Source organism: Streptomonospora nanhaiensis (assembly GCF_026642255.1).
Lineage (GTDB): Bacteria > Actinomycetota > Actinomycetes > Streptosporangiales > Streptosporangiaceae > Nocardiopsis > Nocardiopsis tropica.
On the sequence record NZ_CP113264.1, the window covers coordinates 269,353 to 284,353 of the forward strand.

A 15,001-nucleotide genomic window follows, 5' to 3' on the forward strand; every position below is an offset into this window, starting at 1 on the left:
GGGATCAGCGACAGGACGGCAGGTACCAGCATGACCGATCAGCCCCTCGTTGTCACAGCGGGCGTGGACACCCACGGCCACACCCACCACGCCGCCGTGATCGACCCCTTGGGCCGCCACCTGGCCGACCGTGAGTTCCCCGCCACCGGCACCGGCTACCGCCACCTGTCGTCCTGGCTGTCCTCCCACGGCACCGTGGCCGCGGTCGGGGTCGAGGGCACCGGCGCCTACGGCGCCGAGCTCTCCCGTCACCTGGCCCGCCAGGGCCTGAGAGTGGTGGAGGTGGACCGCCCCGACCGCAAAACGCGGCGGATGAAGGGCAAGTCCGACCCCATCGACGCCTACGCCGCCGCCACCGCGGTGGCCTCCGGTCGGGCCTGCGGCACCCCCAAGACCCGTGACGGCGTCGTCGAGGCCGTCCGCTCCCTGCGGGTGGTGCGCCGCTCGGCGGTCAAGGCCCGCACCCAGGCGATCAACCAGGCCCGCCAACTGGTCATCACCTCCCCTGAACAGGTGCGCGCGGGGCTGCGCGGGCTCTCGGCCAAGGTGCTGGCCACCACGTGCGCGCGACTGCGGCCCGGTGCGGATCTGGCCGACCCCGCCCAGGCGGTCAAGTTCGCGCTGCGCCGTCTGGGCAGGCGGATCATCGCTCTGGAGGAGGAGCTCGCCGGTCTGGACGCCGAGCTCGGGGCCCTGACCCGTCGGGCGGCCCCGGAGCTGCTGGAGTTGAAGGGGGTGGGGCCGGACGTGGCCGGGCAGCTGTTGGCCACGGCCGGGGACAACCCCGGCCGGTTGGCCTCGGAAGCGGCGTTCGCGCACCTGTGCGGGGTCGCGCCGGTGCCGGCCTCGTCCGGGCGGCGGGACCGGCACCGGCTCAACCGGGGCGGTGACCGGGCCGCCAACCACGCCCTGCACACCATCGTGCTGGTACGGATGCGCTGGGACGGGCGCACCCGCGCCTACGTCGAGCGGCGCACCGGGCAGGGCCTGTCGAAGAAGGACATCATGCGCTGTCTCAAACGCCATGTGGCCCGGGAGGTCTACCGCGTGCTGACGCGGTCGGTGCGTGACACGGCCACCAACCGAAGTCCCATCGACAGCGGCCTCGCTCAAGCTGCTTGACATCCATAGGAGCATCCCCGGCGCCCGCGGGCCCTCAGTCCCGCGGGCCGTCGGCCCGGTGAGGGGCCGGCCGTGACTGGAGCGCGGCCCAGATCAACGGGATCTGGAGCGGCACCCGCCCCCAGGCGACCAGCTTGCCGTCGGCGGGACCGGGCAGCCTGCCCGACCCCGAGTCCAGGGCCATGCGCACGTTGGCGGGCCACACGGCGAGCAGCAGCGCGGCGCTCGCCGGACCGGCCCACCGCCTGCGCGTGAGCAGGCCCGCCCCGCAGACCAGCTCGGCGGTGCCGCTGCCGTACACCCACGCCTCCGGCTTCGGCAGGCTGCGGGGCATGATCGCCCGGAAGGGCCCGGGCGCGGCGAAGTGCAGTACGCCCGACGCCACGAACAGGCCGCCGAGCGCGTACGGGGCGACTCCGCGCACCTTGGACAGCAGGCCGCCGGTCCGCTTCGAGGGGGTCATGGTCTCTCCTTCTGGGCTGGGGGTCCGCGCCGGTCAGCCTCAAACTACTCGCTGGTAGCCTCCGGGGCCCGCTCCGCCCCGGGTCCGCGTGCGACCGGCGGGGTCCGCTCCGCCCCACCGCCCGGATCCCGGCCGCGCCGGTGCGGGACCTCCCCCGACGCCGAGGGCCCCGGAACCCGAAGGGGGTTCCGGGGCCCTCACGGACCGGCGCCTCAGCAGCAGCGCGCACCGGGGTCGGTGTCGCCCTTGTCCGTGTGGTGGCGCCAGAAGACGCGCTCGGTCATCGGCTCCTCGCCCGGGTGCTCCCGGGCGTGGTGCTCCAGGTAGATCTCGTAGGCCCTCGCGCCCACGACGCCCCGGGCGATCTGCCACGCCTCCCGGAGACCGCGCGCCAGGTTCGCCCCGAACTCCGGGCGTGCCCGCATGCCCTACTCCTTCTTCGCTTCCGGGGACCCGCCCCCGGCTTCCCCGTCCGTCCCCCGCGCGCCCTCGGCGCCCACGGCGGCGAGCCGCTCGGAGAACTCCTTCTCCGCCCTGGTGGGGACGAGACCGGACGGCGCCCAGATCTTCGACTCCTCGTAGGGGGCCTCGGTGAGGGGCAGCGTACCGTCGGGGGCCCGCAGCGCCTTGATCCACACCCGGACCGAGTCGACCAGGATGATGACGATCAGCAGCGCGAACAGGGCCGACAGGACGCCGTCCACGGTCGTGTTCACCACGACCTGGCGCATCGCCTCCTCCCCCTGGATGGCGCCGACGCTCGTCTCCCCGTTGGCGAGGGCGTCGGAGAACTGCTGGCGCTGGGCGAAGAAGCCGATCTTCGGGTCGGCCGAGAACACCTTCTGGTAGCTGGCGGTCAGCGTGACCACCGCGTCCCACGCCAGCGGCACCAGCGTCACCCACGCGTACTTGGCGCGGCCCGACTTGATCAGCAGCGTCGTGCACACCGCCAGGGCGACCGCCGCCAGCAGCTGGTTGGCGATGCCGAACAGCGGGAACAGCTGGTTGATGCCGCCGAGCGGGTCGTTGACGCCCGCCCACAGGAAGTAGCCCCACGCGGCCACGATCACCGCGCTGCAGAACCACGCCCCGGGCTTCCAGCTCGGGTCGCGCATGGGCTTGTACACGTTGCCCAGGGTGTCCTGGAGCATGAAGCGGCCCACCCGGGTGCCGGCGTCCACGGTGGTGAGGATGAACAGCGCCTCGAACATGACCGCGAAGTGGTACCAGAACGCCATCATGGCGTCCCCGCCGAACACCTCCGAGAAGATGTAGGCGGCGCCGAGGGCGAACGTCGGCGCACCGCCGGTGCGCGCGAGGATCGAGTCCTCCTCGATCAGGTCGGCCGTGTGCTGGAGCGTCGCGGCGTCGATGGAGAAGCCGAGCTGGCTCACCGCCTGCGCGGCGCTCTCCACGCTGTCGCCCAGGGCGGTCGCGGGCATGTTCATCGAGAAGTACACGCCCGGGTCGATGATGCAGGCCGCGATCAGGGCCATGATCGCCACGAACGACTCGGTCAGCATCGAGCCGTAGCCGATCATCCTGACCTGGCCCTCCTTCTCGATGAGCTTCGGGGTGGTCCCCGACGAGATGAGGGCGTGGAAGCCGGACAGGGCGCCGCAGGCGATGGTGATGAACACGAACGGGAACAGCGAACCGGCGAACACCGGGCCCTGGCCGTTGAACGCGAACTCGGTGAACTGCGGGAGCTGGAGCTTCGGCATCGCCACGAGGATCGACACCGCGAGCAGCACGACCACGCCGACCTTCATGAAGGTCGACAGGTAGTCGCGCGGGGCCAGCAGCAGCCACACCGGCAGGACCGAGGCGACGAAGCCGTAGACGATCAGGCCGAAGGTCAGCTCGTTCGGCGTGAACAGGAAGACCTCGCGCAGCACCGCGTGCTCGGCCACCCAGCCGCCGCCGACGATGGCGAGCAGGAGCAGCACCACGCCGATGGCGGAGGTCTCCATGACCTTGCCCGGCCGCAGATAGCGGAGGTACACCCCCATGAACAGGGCGATCGGGATCGTCATGATCAAGGAGAACGAGCCCCACGGGGAGTCCGCGAGCGCGTTGACCACGACCATGGCGAGCACGGCGAGCAGGATGACCATGATCGCCATGACGGCGACCAGCGCGGCGATGCCGCCGACCGGGCCGATCTCCTCGCGGGCCATCTGGCCGAGCGAGCGGCCGTTGCGCCGGGTGGAGAAGAACAGCACCACCATGTCCTGCACGGCGCCGGCGAAGATGACGCCGAGGATGATCCAGATCGTGCCCGGCAGGTAGCCCATCTGGGCGGCCAGGACGGGTCCGACCAGGGGACCGGCGCCCGCGATGGCCGCGAAGTGGTGGCCGAACAGGACCCGGCGGTCGGTCGGGTGGAAGTCCGCCCCGTTGTTGAGGCGCTCCGCGGGGGTGGCCCGGGTGTCGTCGGTCAGCAGCACCTTGTACTGGATGAACCGCGCGTAGAACCGGTACCCGATCGCGTAGGACGAGAGCGCGGCGAAGATCAGCCAGGCGGCCGAGATCTCCTCGCCGCGGTTGATCGCGATGACGCCCCACGCGAGTGCTCCCACCAGGGCGACGGCGATCCAGAGGGCGATGCTCCGGGGTGTCCATTTCGGCTTGGGCGGCTGCGCCGCCTGCCTACTGATCGGAACAGAGGACATCCGATCATTCTCCTCTTCTCGCTGGCAACCACCAGGGAGGATCCGGTGGTCTGGTAGCGACCATCGTGCCCAGGAGAGGCGTTGTAGCCGGCGTCACAAAGACACCGATTGGATCACGGATTCAACACCCGGGGAACTTTCCCGTAACACGTGTTTCCGGGTGTCCGGGGCCTTCGCCGGTGCGGAGGAGTACGGCGGTGCGGGGCGGCACGGGCACAATGTGGAGATGAACCAGCGAATCCCGGACACCGCCCCCTCCACGGACTTCTCCGCACTGGAAGACGGTGCCGTCACCCTCGCGAGGGTGACCGGCGAGACCGGGGGCGACCTCGTGCTCCGCCGCGTGGGGGCCCACTACGAGATCTACAGCAACGGGGTGTTCCTCATGGACACCCGCGACGGCACCTCCGAGAGGGAGATGGTGCGCGCCGGCCTGGCGGCCCTCCCGGACGGCCGCTCCCGTGCCCGCGTCCTCATCGGGGGGCTGGGCGTGGGCTTCTCGGCGAGGGAGGCCCTGGAGAACCCCAAGGTGTCTCTCGTGGACGTCGTCGAACTCGAACCCCAGGTGATCGCCTGGCACGACGGCGAACTGGGGGAGGCCGCCGAGTACGTCCACCGGGACCCGCGGTGCCGTGTGCACAACGCCGACATCGTGGCGTGGCTGGGGGCGGCGTCGGCGAAGGAGAAGCCTCCCCGCTACGACGTGATCTGCCTGGACACCGACAACGGACCCGACTGGACAGTGGTCGAGAACAACAACCGCCTCTACGAGGCGGCGGGACTGGAGCAGCTCGCCCGCCTGATGGCGCCCGGCGGGGTCCTGGCCTTCTGGAGCGCCAACGAGGTGGAGAGCTTCGAGGTCCTGCTGCGCGGGCACTTCGCGGAGGTCGAGGTCATGGAGGTGACGGTCTCGCACAGCGTGCCGGACGTGGTCTACCTGGTCAGCGGGCCCAAGGCCCCGTGACCGGTCCGCCGGGGGCCGGCCCGGCCGCGCCGGCCCCCGGCGGTGGGCGGGTTCAGGCCCTGTTCCGCGCCATGTAGCGGGCGAACTCCTCCAGGGAGATGCGGGAGTCGCCGTCGCCGTCCATGGAGCGGACCACCTCGGCGGCCTGCTCCTCGGTGCACTCGTCGCCGAGGTTGTGCATGAGCGACGCCAGTTCCTGGGCGGAGATGCGCCCGTCGCCGTCGGTGTCGACGAGGGCGAACGTGGCCGCGTACTCGGTGGTGGGCATCTGTGGCTCCAGGGGTCGGGGTGTGTTCGGCGAAAGGCTACCGGGGGCCCGGCGCTCCGGGGAAGCGCCGGACGCCCCGGACACGGGAAGGGGCCGCGCACACCGGCGCGGCCCCTGGATCCCTGCTCCCCGGCGTCTTCCTACCGGGAGCCCACGGACGCCCGCGAGCCGATCCACCGCGCGACGATGGTGAACAGCACGACCAGGACGAACAGGCACAGCGCCGCGCCCCAGGCGCGGTCGATGCCGGCCTCGAACGGCTGGCCGGCGCCCCGGTACAGCTGCATCGGCACGGCGCCCTGCGGCGCGCCCTGCATGGCCGTGACGATCAGGCCCGAGCCGAAGGCCGTCAGCAGCAGCGGAGCCGTCTCGCCGATGCCGCGGGCTATCGCCAGCATCGAGCCGGTGGTCAGGCCGGGCGCGGCGGCGGGCAGCACCGTGTGCACGATGGTCTGCCACTTGCGCGCGCCGAGGCCGTAGCTGGCGTTGCGGAGCTCGTTGGGCACCAGGCGGAGCATCTCCTCCGCCGAGCGCGTCACGATCGGCAGCATCATCACCGCGATCGCCACGGCGCCCACGAACGTGCCGAAGCCCATCCCGCCCCAGCCGATCACCAGAAGGCCGTACACGAAGAGGCCGACGAAGATCGAGGGGATGCCCGTCATCACGTCGGTGAAGAAGCGGATCGAGGAGGTCAGCCTGTTCGGGCCGTACTCCACGATGTACACCGCCGTCGCGATGCCGAACGGGATCGACATCAGGACCGCCAGCGCCATGATGTACAGCGTGCCGACGAAACCGGCCGCGTAGCCGCCGCCCTCGCGGCGGGGCGGGGGCTCGGTCTGGGTGAAGAAGTCCAGGTTGACCACGCCGATGCCGCGCCGGGTGACCTCGAAGATGATGAGGACCAGCGGGATCATGGCGAGGACCATCGCGGCGGTCAGGACCACCGTCGCGGAGCGGTTCTTGAACCTGCGGAACCCGGAGCCGGGGGGACGCTGGCTCAGCGGGGCGGGCCGTGCGGCCGGAGGGGTGGTGGTCGTGGTGCTCATACGGCGGCGTCTCCCGTGAACTGTCCCAGGCGCCACACGATGACGCGGGCCAGGATGTTGACGATCATCGTGACGAGGAACAGGGCGACACCGATCGCCATCAGCCCGGTCCTGGTCTCCGGCGAGGACTCGCCGAAGGTCGCGGCGATGTGCGACGCCATGCTGCTGCCGGTGCCGAACAGGCTCGCGCCCCATCCCTGGGACCCGCCGATCAGCATCAGCACGGCGATGGTCTCGCCCAGGGCTCGGCCCAGGCCCAGCATCGCGGCGGCCACGATGCCCGAGAAGCTGGCGGGCAGGACCACCTTGGTGATGACCTCCCACCGGGTCGACCCCAGCGCGTAGGCCGCCATCTGCTGCTCCAGCGGCTGGACGGCGACGACCTCGCGGATGATGGCGGTCATGATCGGCAGGATCATGATGGCGAGGACGATGCCGGCGGGCAGGTAGCCGACGCCGCGCACCGGGCCCTCGAAGAGGAAGAACCAGCCCATCGCGCCTTCGAGCCATTCGAAGAACGGCCGCATGACGTTGGGCAGGAACCAGTGCAGGCCCCACAGGCCGAAGATGACGCTGGGCACCGCGGCGAGCAGCTCGACCGTGTAGGAGAGCGGCTTGGCGATGCGGCGCGGCGCCAGGTGGGTGAGGTAGACGGCGACCATGATCGACAGCGGCAGCGCGATGGCGATCGCGATCACCGACGTGATCAGGGTGCCGTAGATGAACGGCCAGGCGCCGTAGGTGCCGGTGATCTCCGTGCGGGAGCCGCCGGCCGTCCACTCCTCCCCGATGAGGAAGCCGAAGAACCCCTCCTTCGCGAAGACGGGCCAGGCCTCGGTCGTGGTCCGGATGACCATCAGCGCCAGGATGACCAGCACGATGGTGCCGCAGGCCGCGACGACCCACTTGAAGATCGGGTCTGCCAGGCGCCCCTTGCCGGACGTGAGCGTCCCCCGCCGGGGGGCCTCGGGGGCCTGCGGGGCCTCGGGGGCCTCGGTGGACATGTGCTTCTCCTCTGTGGCTTTCGTGGGAGTGGAGAGCGGCCCGCCCCGGCGCCTCGGGACGGAGGGGATGGGGGCGGGGCCGGGGTAACGGGTACCCCGGCCCCGCTGGAGGGTTACTCCGTCGCTTCGGCGTCCTCTTCGGCGCCGGTGTCGGCGTCGGCGTCGCCGCCGCCGTTCTCGGAGTTGGTCTTCTCCAGCTCGGTGATGACGCGCTCGGTCAGCTCCTCGTTGAGCGGGGCGTAGCCCAGCTCGCCGGCCAGGTCCTGGGCGCCCTGGTCGGTCAGGGCCCAGGTCCAGAAGTCGATGATCGCGTCGGCGTTGGCCTGGTCGTAGCCGCAGGTGTAGGTGAAGATCCAGTTGGATCCGGCGATCGGGTAGCCCTCGCCGCCGATGTTGTCGATCGAGAACTGGAAGTTGTCCGGGATCTCGGCCTCGCCGGTGGCGGCGATCGTCGACTCCAGGGTCGGCTCGATCGGGGTGCCGTCCTCGTTGACGATGTGGGCGACGGCCAGGTCGGCCTCCTGGGCGAAGGACTGGTTCACGTAGCCCAGGCCGCCCGGGTTCTGGGTGATGCCCTGCGCGACGCCGTCGTTCTGCTGGCCGCCGACCAGGCCGTCGGCCCAGTCCAGCTCCTTGCCCTCGCCGTACTCGTCCGCCCACGACTCGACCTCGGTGGTCAGGTAGTGCGAGAACACGTAGGTGGTGCCGGAGCTGTCGGAGCGGTGGACCGGGATGATCTCGTCGCTCGGCAGGTCCATGTCCGGGTTGAGCTCGGCGATCGCCGGGTCGTCGAACGTGGTGATCTCGGTGGAGTAGATCCCCGCGAGGGTCTCCGCGTCCAGGACGAGGCCGTCCAGGTCGGGGTTGCTCAGGGCGATGACGACCGCGCCGAACACGACGGGGAACTGCACGGCCTCACAGCCGCGGGCCTCGGCGGCGGCCGCGAGGTCCTCCTCGCCCAGGAACTCCTCGGAGGAGCCGAAGTCGACGGTCTGCTCCAGGAACTGCTCGACGCCCGCACCGGAGCCGACGCTCTGGTAGTTGACGCTGACCCCGGGCTGCACGCCGTTGGAGTACTCGTAGATCCAGTCCTGGAACAGGGGGTCGGGGAAGCTGGCACCGGCGCCGGTCAGCTGCGCGCTGAGATCGCCGCCGCCACCACCGTCTGCACCGTCGCCTGCCGCGTCGCCGCCGCCACCGCACGCCGTGGCGAGCAGGGGGATGGCTGCCAGGACGGCGAGCTTGGAACGCCCGTTGCGCATGTCGTAGTTCTCCTCGTTGAATCACCGCTGTCGGGGCTGACGTAAAACGACAGTAAGCGTGCAGAAAGTCGCGCTGACATCGAAATGGAGGCCGGTTGGTAGAAGGCGGGTGAATGCGAAGTGAATGGGGGTAACCGTTTAATAACGGCGGGGCGTTTCCGTGGTTGTCGACTTCTGTCATGCGCCCGGGACTCACGGTGATGACCTGCGGGTATGCCGACTCCTGTGCGGGTTTCGCCGTGACCGACCGGCAAGGAAGGTGACGTGTCCGGTTGCCCTTCGGTTCACCTTCACGTGTGTCGATCGGCGAAGTGACGCCTACATGAACAATGGGTCGCTCCGGCGCCTGCTGGAGGACCCTGGATGTTCGTCGGTAGCTTTTTGTATGTGGTCAGCCACCATTCGCGGTATCGAGACGGTAGCCGATTCCGCGCACCGTGTGGATGAACCGGGGCTGGGCCTCGGAGTCGCCCAGCTTGTGTCTCAGGCGGCGGATGTGCACGGCGATCGTGTTGTTCACCGGAGGCAGGGGCTTGTGCCACACCTCGGTCCACAGCTCCTCGCGGCTGACCACCCGCCCGTTGTTGCGCAGCAGGAAGTCCATGATCCCGAACTCACGCAGAGCCAGGTTGACCGGGTTGCCGTCCACGAACAGCCGGTGTCCCAGGGCGTCGAGCTCCAGCGCCCCCGAACGGAGCGCGGACGGCGACGCCCCGCTGTCCGGTCCGCCCCCGTCCGCGCCGGGGAGCGAACCGCGCAGCAGGGCCGCCAGTTCCGGGATCCGGTAGGGGCGGCTCACGCACGCCGTCGCGCCGGCCGCCAGCGCCCTCATCGCCCGCTGGGAGTCGCCCGGCCCCACCCCGATGAGTATCGGGATCTCGGTCGCCCGGCGGGTGACCCGCACCAGCGTCTCCAGGTCCACCTCGGGCGGGTTCGCGCTGGTCACCAGCGTGTCCGGACGCATCATTCCCACCCGCAGCAGCGCCTCCGCGCCGTCCACGCACACCGTGATGTCCACGTCGTGGCCGCTCAGCGACAGCACCAGCTGGTGGGACTGCTCCGACTCCGGTTCGACCAGCAGGACCCGAAGCGGGCCCTCCCACCGCTCCGGGCGCTCGACCGGGTCCGCGTCGCCCAGGGCGCCCGGGGTGGGAGAGGGGACGGACGCGGAGGGCGTGAGCGCGGGCATGGGGGTCCACTTCGTCGAAGGTGCGGGAGAGGGGCGGCCCCGTCGCGGCCGATCCGGCCGACCGTCCCGTCGCCGGCCGCCCGGGCCGACCGGCCGAGGCGGCCCGCCATCGCCGGTCGCCCCGGTGGGGCTGTCAGGACCGCAGAGCCGATCGGCCGAGGCGGCCCGCCATCGCTGGTCGCCCCGGTGGGGCCGCAGAGCTAGGGCTGATCAGCCGAAGCGACCCGCCATCGCTGGTCGCCCCGGTGGGGCCGCAGGGCTAGGGCTGATCAGCCGAAGCGGCCCGCCATCGCTGGTCGCCCCGGTGGGGCCGCAGAGCTAGGGCTGATCAGCCGAAGCGACCCACCATCGCTGGTCGCCCGGGTGGGGACGGTTGGGGCTGATCAGCCGAAGCGACCAGCGATATAGTCCTCGGTCCTCTGGTCGGACGGCTTGCTGAAGATCGTGGTGGTCTCGTCGTACTCGACGAGGCTGCCGTAGCGGTCGCCCGCGTCGTCCACCCCGGCGGTGAAGAACGCGGTCCGGTCGGACACGCGCGCGGCCTGCTGCATGTTGTGGGTCACGATGACGATGGTGTACTCGCTGGCCAGCTGGTACATCAGGTCCTCGATCTTGAGGGTCGCGATGGGGTCGAGCGCGGAGCACGGCTCGTCCATCAGGATCACCTCGGGGTTCACCGCGATCGTGCGCGCGATGCACAGGCGCTGCTGCTGGCCGCCGGAGAGGGCGAACGCGCTCTCCTTGAGCTTGTCCTTGACCTCGTCCCACAGGGCGGCCTTGGTCAGCGTCTCCTCGACCAGGTCGTCCATGTTGCCGCGGGCGCCGTTGATGCGCGGGCCGTAGGCCACGTTGTCGTAGATCGACTTCGGGAACGGGTTGGGCTTCTGGAAGACCATGCCGATCCGGCGGCGCACCTCGATCGGGTCGACCTCCGAGGCGTACAGGTCCTCGCCGTGGTAGGTCACCCGCCCCTCGATGCGGGCGCCGGGGATGAGGTCGTTCATCCGGTTGAGGGTCCGCAGGACGGTGCTCTTGCCGCAGCCGGACGGGCCGATCATCGCGGTGATCTGGCGCGGCCCGACCTTGAGGTTCACGTCGCGCACGGCCTTGTTGGACCCGTAGTAGATCGAGAGGCCGGAGACGTCGAAGACGGGGTCTCCGAGGTCGGGGACCTCGCGGTTGTACCGGACGGTGTCGGGTGCGACGCCGCGACCGGACTCGGTGCCGCGAGGGGACGCGGTGTTGCTGACAGACATGGGTCCACTTCCGGGTCGGACGGTGCTTGCGCGGTCATGGGGGGCAGAACCGGCGGAGCGCGGTCGAATACCATGCAAATCCGTCCACATGAAGGCCGAGTGAACGATCCTCGTGGCGAAGGTGAACGTGGGCGGTGAACTCGGAGGCGTTCCGAACGCGGAACGTTGCGCTTCCGTCACCGAAGGAGGGGGCGGACGTGGCGGTCCCGTGCCCGGACATGCGAACGCCCGGCCCTCCCGTCGTCGCGGGAGGGCCGGGCGCGGGGTCTTCCCGGCGCCGCCCGGTTACTCCGGGGCGTCGCCGCCCTGCTCGGTGATCTTCTGGCGCACCTCGTCCATGTCCAGCTCTTTGGCCTGGGTGATCAGGCTCTCCAACGCCTCGGAGGGCAGAGCGCCGGGCTCGTTGTAGATGACGGTGCGCTCGCGCACGATCATCAGCGTCGGGATGGACTGGATCTTGAACTCGAAAGCCAGCTCGCGCTGCGCCTCGGTGTCCACCTTGGCGTGCACGATGTCGGTGTGGGTGTCCGCGGACTTCTCGAAGACCGGGGCGAACTGCCGGCAGGGACCGCACCAGTCCGCCCAGAAGTCGATGAGGACGAAGTCGTTGTCCTTCAGCGTCTCCGCGAAGTTGTCCTTGGTGAGCTCGACCGTGGGCACGTGGTCTCCTGATCTCTTCGTTGGTTGGTGTCGACCGTCGGCCAACCGCCATCTCTCAGTCCTACAGCGGTCGTGCCCACTCGTTTGTTCCGCATGCGTTCCCGGGGCCACGGACCCGTGTCCAGGACAAGAGGTTTCCGACACAACACGTGTTGCATACCTGTTTGGGAGGAAAGGAGCTTGGCGGCTAGGGTCGGTCGGAGGGGCGCGGATCCCTCGTGGGGAACCGTGGCCGGACGGGGACGGAGCGCGCGGAGCGCCAGGTGGACGGGGGTGGCCGTGAAGGACGATGCGGCGCCCGGGGACGGCGCCCGGGAGCGGGACGTCGACTACCGGTTCACCCTCGCGAACGAGCGCACCTTCCTCGCCTGGGTCAGGACGTCCCTGGCCCTCCTCGCCGGAGCCGTCGCGGTGCTGCACCTGCTCCCCCTGGGATGGGCGGAGTGGCCCCGCACCGCGGTCGGTCTGCTGCTCGCGGCGCTCGCCGGGGTCATCACGGTCTACGCGCCGCTGCGCTGGTACCGCGTGCAGAGGATCATGAGCCGGGGCGGGACCCTGCGGCTGAGCCTGCTCCCCCTGGTCACCACGTTCGCGGTGGGGCTGGTGTGCGCCCTCGTCCTGCTGGGCAACCTCCTGTGAACGCGCCCGTCGACCGCGACGACCCCGGGCTGCAGCCCGAACGCACCCTGATGTCGTGGCAGCGGACGCTCATCCTCCTCGCCGTGGTGGGCCTGCTGTTCATGCGCGGCTCGCTCACGAACGACGTCGACAGCGTCCTCCAGGCGTCCCCGCCGGTGCGCGTGGCCACGGCGGCCGCGCTGCTGGCCGTGTGCGCCGTGCTCGCCTTCCACCTGTGGTGGCGCTGGCGCCGGATCGGCTACGGCACCCGGGACCCGGGGACGGGCGGGCCCCCGTCGGCCGTCGCCAGGCCGTGGGCCATGGCGTTCCTGTGCTCGTCGGTGCTCGCGCTGAGCGTGGTCCTGGTGCTGACGGTGCTGGCGGGCTCCTGAGGGGCCGGTTCCGGCGTCCTCTGGCGTCCTGCCCCTATGCCCTGGCCGGGCTGGTCGGCGGGGGTCCGGCGCCGTCACTCCTGTCCCTCCGCGGGCGCGGTGCGCGCCGGGGGTCCGCCGGAGCGGGCGGCCACCCCTCCCGGGCGCGGTGTCCGGGGTCCCTGAGTCGGAGCCGGCTGGGGCGGGGAGGCGCCCCGTGCCGGACCGGCCGGGTTCCTACGCGGGGGCGGGCACGGGCGGTGCCGTGCTCCGGTGCTCCACGATCGACCGGATGATGTCGTTGAGGTCGCGCTCGGGCCGGTAGCCGACCAGGCGCCCGGCCAGGGAGGTGTCGGGGTAGCGGCGCTGCATGTCCTCGTAGCCCTCCCCGTACGCCTCCTCGTAGTCGATGTAGGTGATCGGGCTCGCGGAACCGGTGAGCTCGACGACCCGGTCGGCCAGGCCCTTGATCGAGATCTCCTCGTGGCCCCCCAGGTTGACGGCCTGGTTGTAGGCCTCGGGGGTCTCCATCAGTCTGAGGAGGCCGGGCACCACGTCGAACACCGAGCCGAAGCAGCGGCGCTGCGTCCCGGTGCCGTACACGGTGATCGGCTCCCCGGCCATCGCCTGGTCGACGAACCGGGGGACGACCATGCCGTAGCGGCCGGTCTGCCGGGGGCCGACCACGTTGAAGAAGCGGGCGATGACGCACGGGACGCCGGACTCGGTCCCGTGCACGTAGGCGATCAGCTCGTCCAGCCCCTTGGCCGCGGCGTAGGACCACCGGCTCCTGGTCGCGGACCCGTAGATCCGGTCGTCGCCCTCCTTGAGCCCGTCGGCGTCGTTCTTGCCGTAGACCTCGCTGGTGGACGCGATCATGTACGGCACGCGGTGCGCGACGGCCGCCTCCACCACGTTCTCCGTCCCGTGCAGGTTGATCCGCAGGGAGCGCAGCGGGTTGTCGACGATGTTGTAGACGCCGACGGCCGCGGCGAGGTGGAACACGGTGTCCGCCTCCGCGACCAGCGCGTCGACCAGCTCCCTGTCCAGGACGTCCCCGCGCACGAAGCGGAATCCGGGTGAGCCCTCCACCCGGGAGAGGTTCGCGGCGGAACCGGTCGACAGGTCGTCCAGGACCGTCACCCGGTGTCCCCGCGCGACCAGGTGGTCGCACAGGTGAGAGCCGATGAACCCGGCTCCTCCGGTCACTACAGCCTTCATGGTTTCCCCTCCACTACGAGCGGTGTGCGTTGAGGTGCTTCCAGCGTTGCGCGAGCGGGGCGCGTGTCGGAGAAGTGCGTGGACCGGGGCGGGGCCCGGTCGTTCAGGCCAGGCAGCGGAGCACGTGGAACCCCTCCCCGAGCGCGACCCCGGCCTGCATGCCGCGGAGCACGGCGAGGCTGCGCAGGGTCGGTTCGGAGCGCGTGTGCGGGTGCCTGTGGCTCTGCGAGCCGTACAGCTCCATGGCGTGGAGCTTGTCCGCCAGTTGGGACTCGTCGAGTTCGACGACGAGGTTCGGCGGCGCCACCGGCTCCGACCGCCACTGGTCGGCGGCCTCCTCGTAGGCCAGCACCAGCCGCGGGTGGTGGCGCAGGGCGGTGTCGGAGGGGCGCAGGGCGGTGTGCACGGCCTCGGCGGTGGCCTGGTGGTCCTGGTTGTAGCTGGTGCGGTGCGGCGCGAGCACCACGGTCGGCCGGAGCCGTTCGACCGACAGGGGGCTCTCCCGCTCGATCAGCCGGGTCAGGTCCACCCGGGCGACGGTGTCGAGCCGCAGGTGGTGGGCGTCACCGGGGAGGGCCATGTGCCAGTCGTCCCAGCGGAAGTGGTCGGAGACCTTCTTGATCTCCGCGTAGCGCTCCTCTGCGGTGGAGAAGCCCTTCGGCGACTGGTCGGCGGTGTCCCCGACGGTGAGGAACTGGACGAACACCTCGGCTCCGGCGCTCTTGGCCTTGCTCATGAGGCCGCCGCAGCCGAGCGTCTCGTCGTCCGGGTGGGGGGCGTAGACCAGGATCCGTTCCTGGGACCAGTCCGTCGTCATGCCGGTGTGCCGTCCTTTGCCGAGGTGGGGGCGATCGTGGTTGTCCCGAACCCGTGGAG

16 protein-coding genes are annotated in these 15,001 nt (G+C 70.7%); 4 read left to right on the forward strand and 12 right to left on the reverse strand.

From position 1 onward, the window contains the following. The first annotated feature begins 30 nt into the window (after nucleotides 1-30). Nucleotides 31-1,122: an IS110 family transposase gene (locus OUQ99_RS01260; protein ID WP_267946180.1), complete on the forward strand. Its 1,092-nt coding sequence runs from the start codon at nucleotides 31-33 to the stop codon at nucleotides 1,120-1,122. Nucleotides 1,123-1,156: 34 nt separating this feature from the next. On the opposite strand, the gene OUQ99_RS01265 is transcribed toward OUQ99_RS01260, so the two are convergent. The 3 genes from OUQ99_RS01265 to OUQ99_RS01275 form a co-directional block, all read right to left on the reverse strand. Beyond that, the gene (locus OUQ99_RS01265; RefSeq protein WP_267947568.1) at nucleotides 1,157-1,585 is read right to left on the reverse strand and encodes a DoxX family protein; all 429 of its coding nucleotides are present in this window, start codon (nucleotides 1,583-1,585) and stop codon (nucleotides 1,157-1,159) included. Nucleotides 1,586-1,797: 212 nt separating this feature from the next. Further along, nucleotides 1,798-2,010 carry a YbdD/YjiX family protein gene (locus OUQ99_RS01270; RefSeq protein ID WP_267947569.1) on the reverse strand — a complete coding sequence of 71 codons (213 nt, stop codon included), beginning with the start codon at nucleotides 2,008-2,010 and terminating at the stop codon, nucleotides 1,798-1,800. 3 nt (nucleotides 2,011-2,013) lie between these two features. Further along, nucleotides 2,014-4,260: a carbon starvation CstA family protein gene (locus OUQ99_RS01275; RefSeq protein ID WP_267947570.1), complete on the reverse strand. Its 2,247-nt coding sequence runs from the start codon at nucleotides 4,258-4,260 to the stop codon at nucleotides 2,014-2,016. A gap of 226 nt (nucleotides 4,261-4,486) precedes the next feature. Between OUQ99_RS01275 and OUQ99_RS01280 the strand changes: the two genes are divergently transcribed. After that, nucleotides 4,487-5,224: a spermidine synthase gene (locus OUQ99_RS01280; protein ID WP_267947571.1), complete on the forward strand. Its 738-nt coding sequence runs from the start codon at nucleotides 4,487-4,489 to the stop codon at nucleotides 5,222-5,224. Between the two features lie 52 nt (nucleotides 5,225-5,276). Here the strand turns inward: OUQ99_RS01280 and OUQ99_RS01285 are convergent, their stop codons facing one another. From OUQ99_RS01285 to trxA, 7 genes are all read right to left on the reverse strand, one after another. Continuing rightward, complete coding sequence (locus OUQ99_RS01285) at nucleotides 5,277-5,492, reverse strand: EF-hand domain-containing protein (RefSeq protein WP_267947572.1); 216 nt, start codon at nucleotides 5,490-5,492, stop codon at nucleotides 5,277-5,279. A gap of 140 nt (nucleotides 5,493-5,632) precedes the next feature. Beyond that, on the reverse strand, nucleotides 5,633-6,544 hold the full coding sequence (gene pstA, locus OUQ99_RS01290) for a phosphate ABC transporter permease PstA (RefSeq protein WP_267947573.1): 912 nt from the start codon (nucleotides 6,542-6,544) through the stop codon (nucleotides 5,633-5,635). Continuing rightward, nucleotides 6,541-7,548 (reverse strand): phosphate ABC transporter permease subunit PstC, encoded by a 1,008-nt coding sequence (pstC, locus tag OUQ99_RS01295; protein ID WP_267947574.1) that lies wholly within the window; start codon nucleotides 7,546-7,548, stop codon nucleotides 6,541-6,543. The genes pstA and pstC overlap by 4 nt, the downstream gene beginning before the upstream one ends. Nucleotides 7,549-7,661: 113 nt before the next feature. After that, entirely contained in the window at nucleotides 7,662-8,810 is a 1,149-nt protein-coding gene (gene pstS / locus OUQ99_RS01300; RefSeq protein ID WP_267947575.1) for a phosphate ABC transporter substrate-binding protein PstS, read from the reverse strand. 391 nt (nucleotides 8,811-9,201) lie between these two features. Then, nucleotides 9,202-9,999: a response regulator transcription factor gene (locus OUQ99_RS01305; protein ID WP_267947576.1), complete on the reverse strand. Its 798-nt coding sequence runs from the start codon at nucleotides 9,997-9,999 to the stop codon at nucleotides 9,202-9,204. 383 nt (nucleotides 10,000-10,382) lie between these two features. Next, a complete protein-coding gene (gene pstB / locus OUQ99_RS01310) occupies nucleotides 10,383-11,255 on the reverse strand; it encodes a phosphate ABC transporter ATP-binding protein PstB (RefSeq protein WP_267947577.1) in 873 nt (290 codons plus the stop codon). Nucleotides 11,256-11,540: 285 nt separating this feature from the next. Next, entirely contained in the window at nucleotides 11,541-11,915 is a 375-nt protein-coding gene (gene trxA / locus OUQ99_RS01315; protein ID WP_267947578.1) for a thioredoxin, read from the reverse strand. A gap of 279 nt (nucleotides 11,916-12,194) precedes the next feature. Between trxA and OUQ99_RS01320 the strand changes: the two genes are divergently transcribed. Together OUQ99_RS01320 and OUQ99_RS01325 are read left to right on the forward strand one after the other, a co-directional pair. Further along, on the forward strand, nucleotides 12,195-12,554 hold the full coding sequence (locus tag OUQ99_RS01320) for a YidH family protein (RefSeq protein ID WP_267947579.1): 360 nt from the start codon (nucleotides 12,195-12,197) through the stop codon (nucleotides 12,552-12,554). Beyond that, a complete protein-coding gene (locus tag OUQ99_RS01325) occupies nucleotides 12,551-12,925 on the forward strand; it encodes a DUF202 domain-containing protein (protein WP_267947580.1) in 375 nt (124 codons plus the stop codon). Before OUQ99_RS01320 ends, OUQ99_RS01325 begins: the two co-directional genes overlap by 4 nt. 216 nt (nucleotides 12,926-13,141) lie before the next feature. On the opposite strand, the gene OUQ99_RS01330 is transcribed toward OUQ99_RS01325, so the two are convergent. Next, a complete protein-coding gene (locus OUQ99_RS01330) occupies nucleotides 13,142-14,125 on the reverse strand; it encodes an NAD-dependent epimerase/dehydratase family protein (protein ID WP_267947581.1) in 984 nt (327 codons plus the stop codon). 103 nt (nucleotides 14,126-14,228) lie between these two features. Beyond that, a complete protein-coding gene (locus OUQ99_RS01335; protein ID WP_267947582.1) occupies nucleotides 14,229-14,942 on the reverse strand; it encodes a PIG-L deacetylase family protein in 714 nt (237 codons plus the stop codon). Nucleotides 14,943-15,001 lie beyond the last annotated feature (59 nt).

Coding starts and splice junctions, on each gene's coding strand:
- OUQ99_RS01260 (WP_267946180.1), top strand. CDS start 31: ATGACCGATCAGCCCCTCGTTGTCACAGCGGGCGTGGACACCCACGGC.
- OUQ99_RS01265 (WP_267947568.1), bottom strand. CDS start 1,585: ATGACCCCCTCGAAGCGGACCGGCGGCCTGCTGTCCAAGGTGCGCGGA.
- OUQ99_RS01270 (WP_267947569.1), bottom strand. CDS start 2,010: ATGCGGGCACGCCCGGAGTTCGGGGCGAACCTGGCGCGCGGTCTCCGG.
- OUQ99_RS01275 (WP_267947570.1), bottom strand. CDS start 4,260: ATGTCCTCTGTTCCGATCAGTAGGCAGGCGGCGCAGCCGCCCAAGCCG.
- OUQ99_RS01280 (WP_267947571.1), top strand. CDS start 4,487: ATGAACCAGCGAATCCCGGACACCGCCCCCTCCACGGACTTCTCCGCA.
- OUQ99_RS01285 (WP_267947572.1), bottom strand. CDS start 5,492: ATGCCCACCACCGAGTACGCGGCCACGTTCGCCCTCGTCGACACCGAC.
- pstA (WP_267947573.1), bottom strand. CDS start 6,544: ATGAGCACCACGACCACCACCCCTCCGGCCGCACGGCCCGCCCCGCTG.
- pstC (WP_267947574.1), bottom strand. CDS start 7,548: ATGTCCACCGAGGCCCCCGAGGCCCCGCAGGCCCCCGAGGCCCCCCGG.
- pstS (WP_267947575.1), bottom strand. CDS start 8,810: ATGCGCAACGGGCGTTCCAAGCTCGCCGTCCTGGCAGCCATCCCCCTG.
- OUQ99_RS01305 (WP_267947576.1), bottom strand. CDS start 9,999: ATGCCCGCGCTCACGCCCTCCGCGTCCGTCCCCTCTCCCACCCCGGGC.
- pstB (WP_267947577.1), bottom strand. CDS start 11,255: ATGTCTGTCAGCAACACCGCGTCCCCTCGCGGCACCGAGTCCGGTCGC.
- OUQ99_RS01330 (WP_267947581.1), bottom strand. CDS start 14,125: ATGAAGGCTGTAGTGACCGGAGGAGCCGGGTTCATCGGCTCTCACCTG.
- OUQ99_RS01335 (WP_267947582.1), bottom strand. CDS start 14,942: ATGACGACGGACTGGTCCCAGGAACGGATCCTGGTCTACGCCCCCCAC.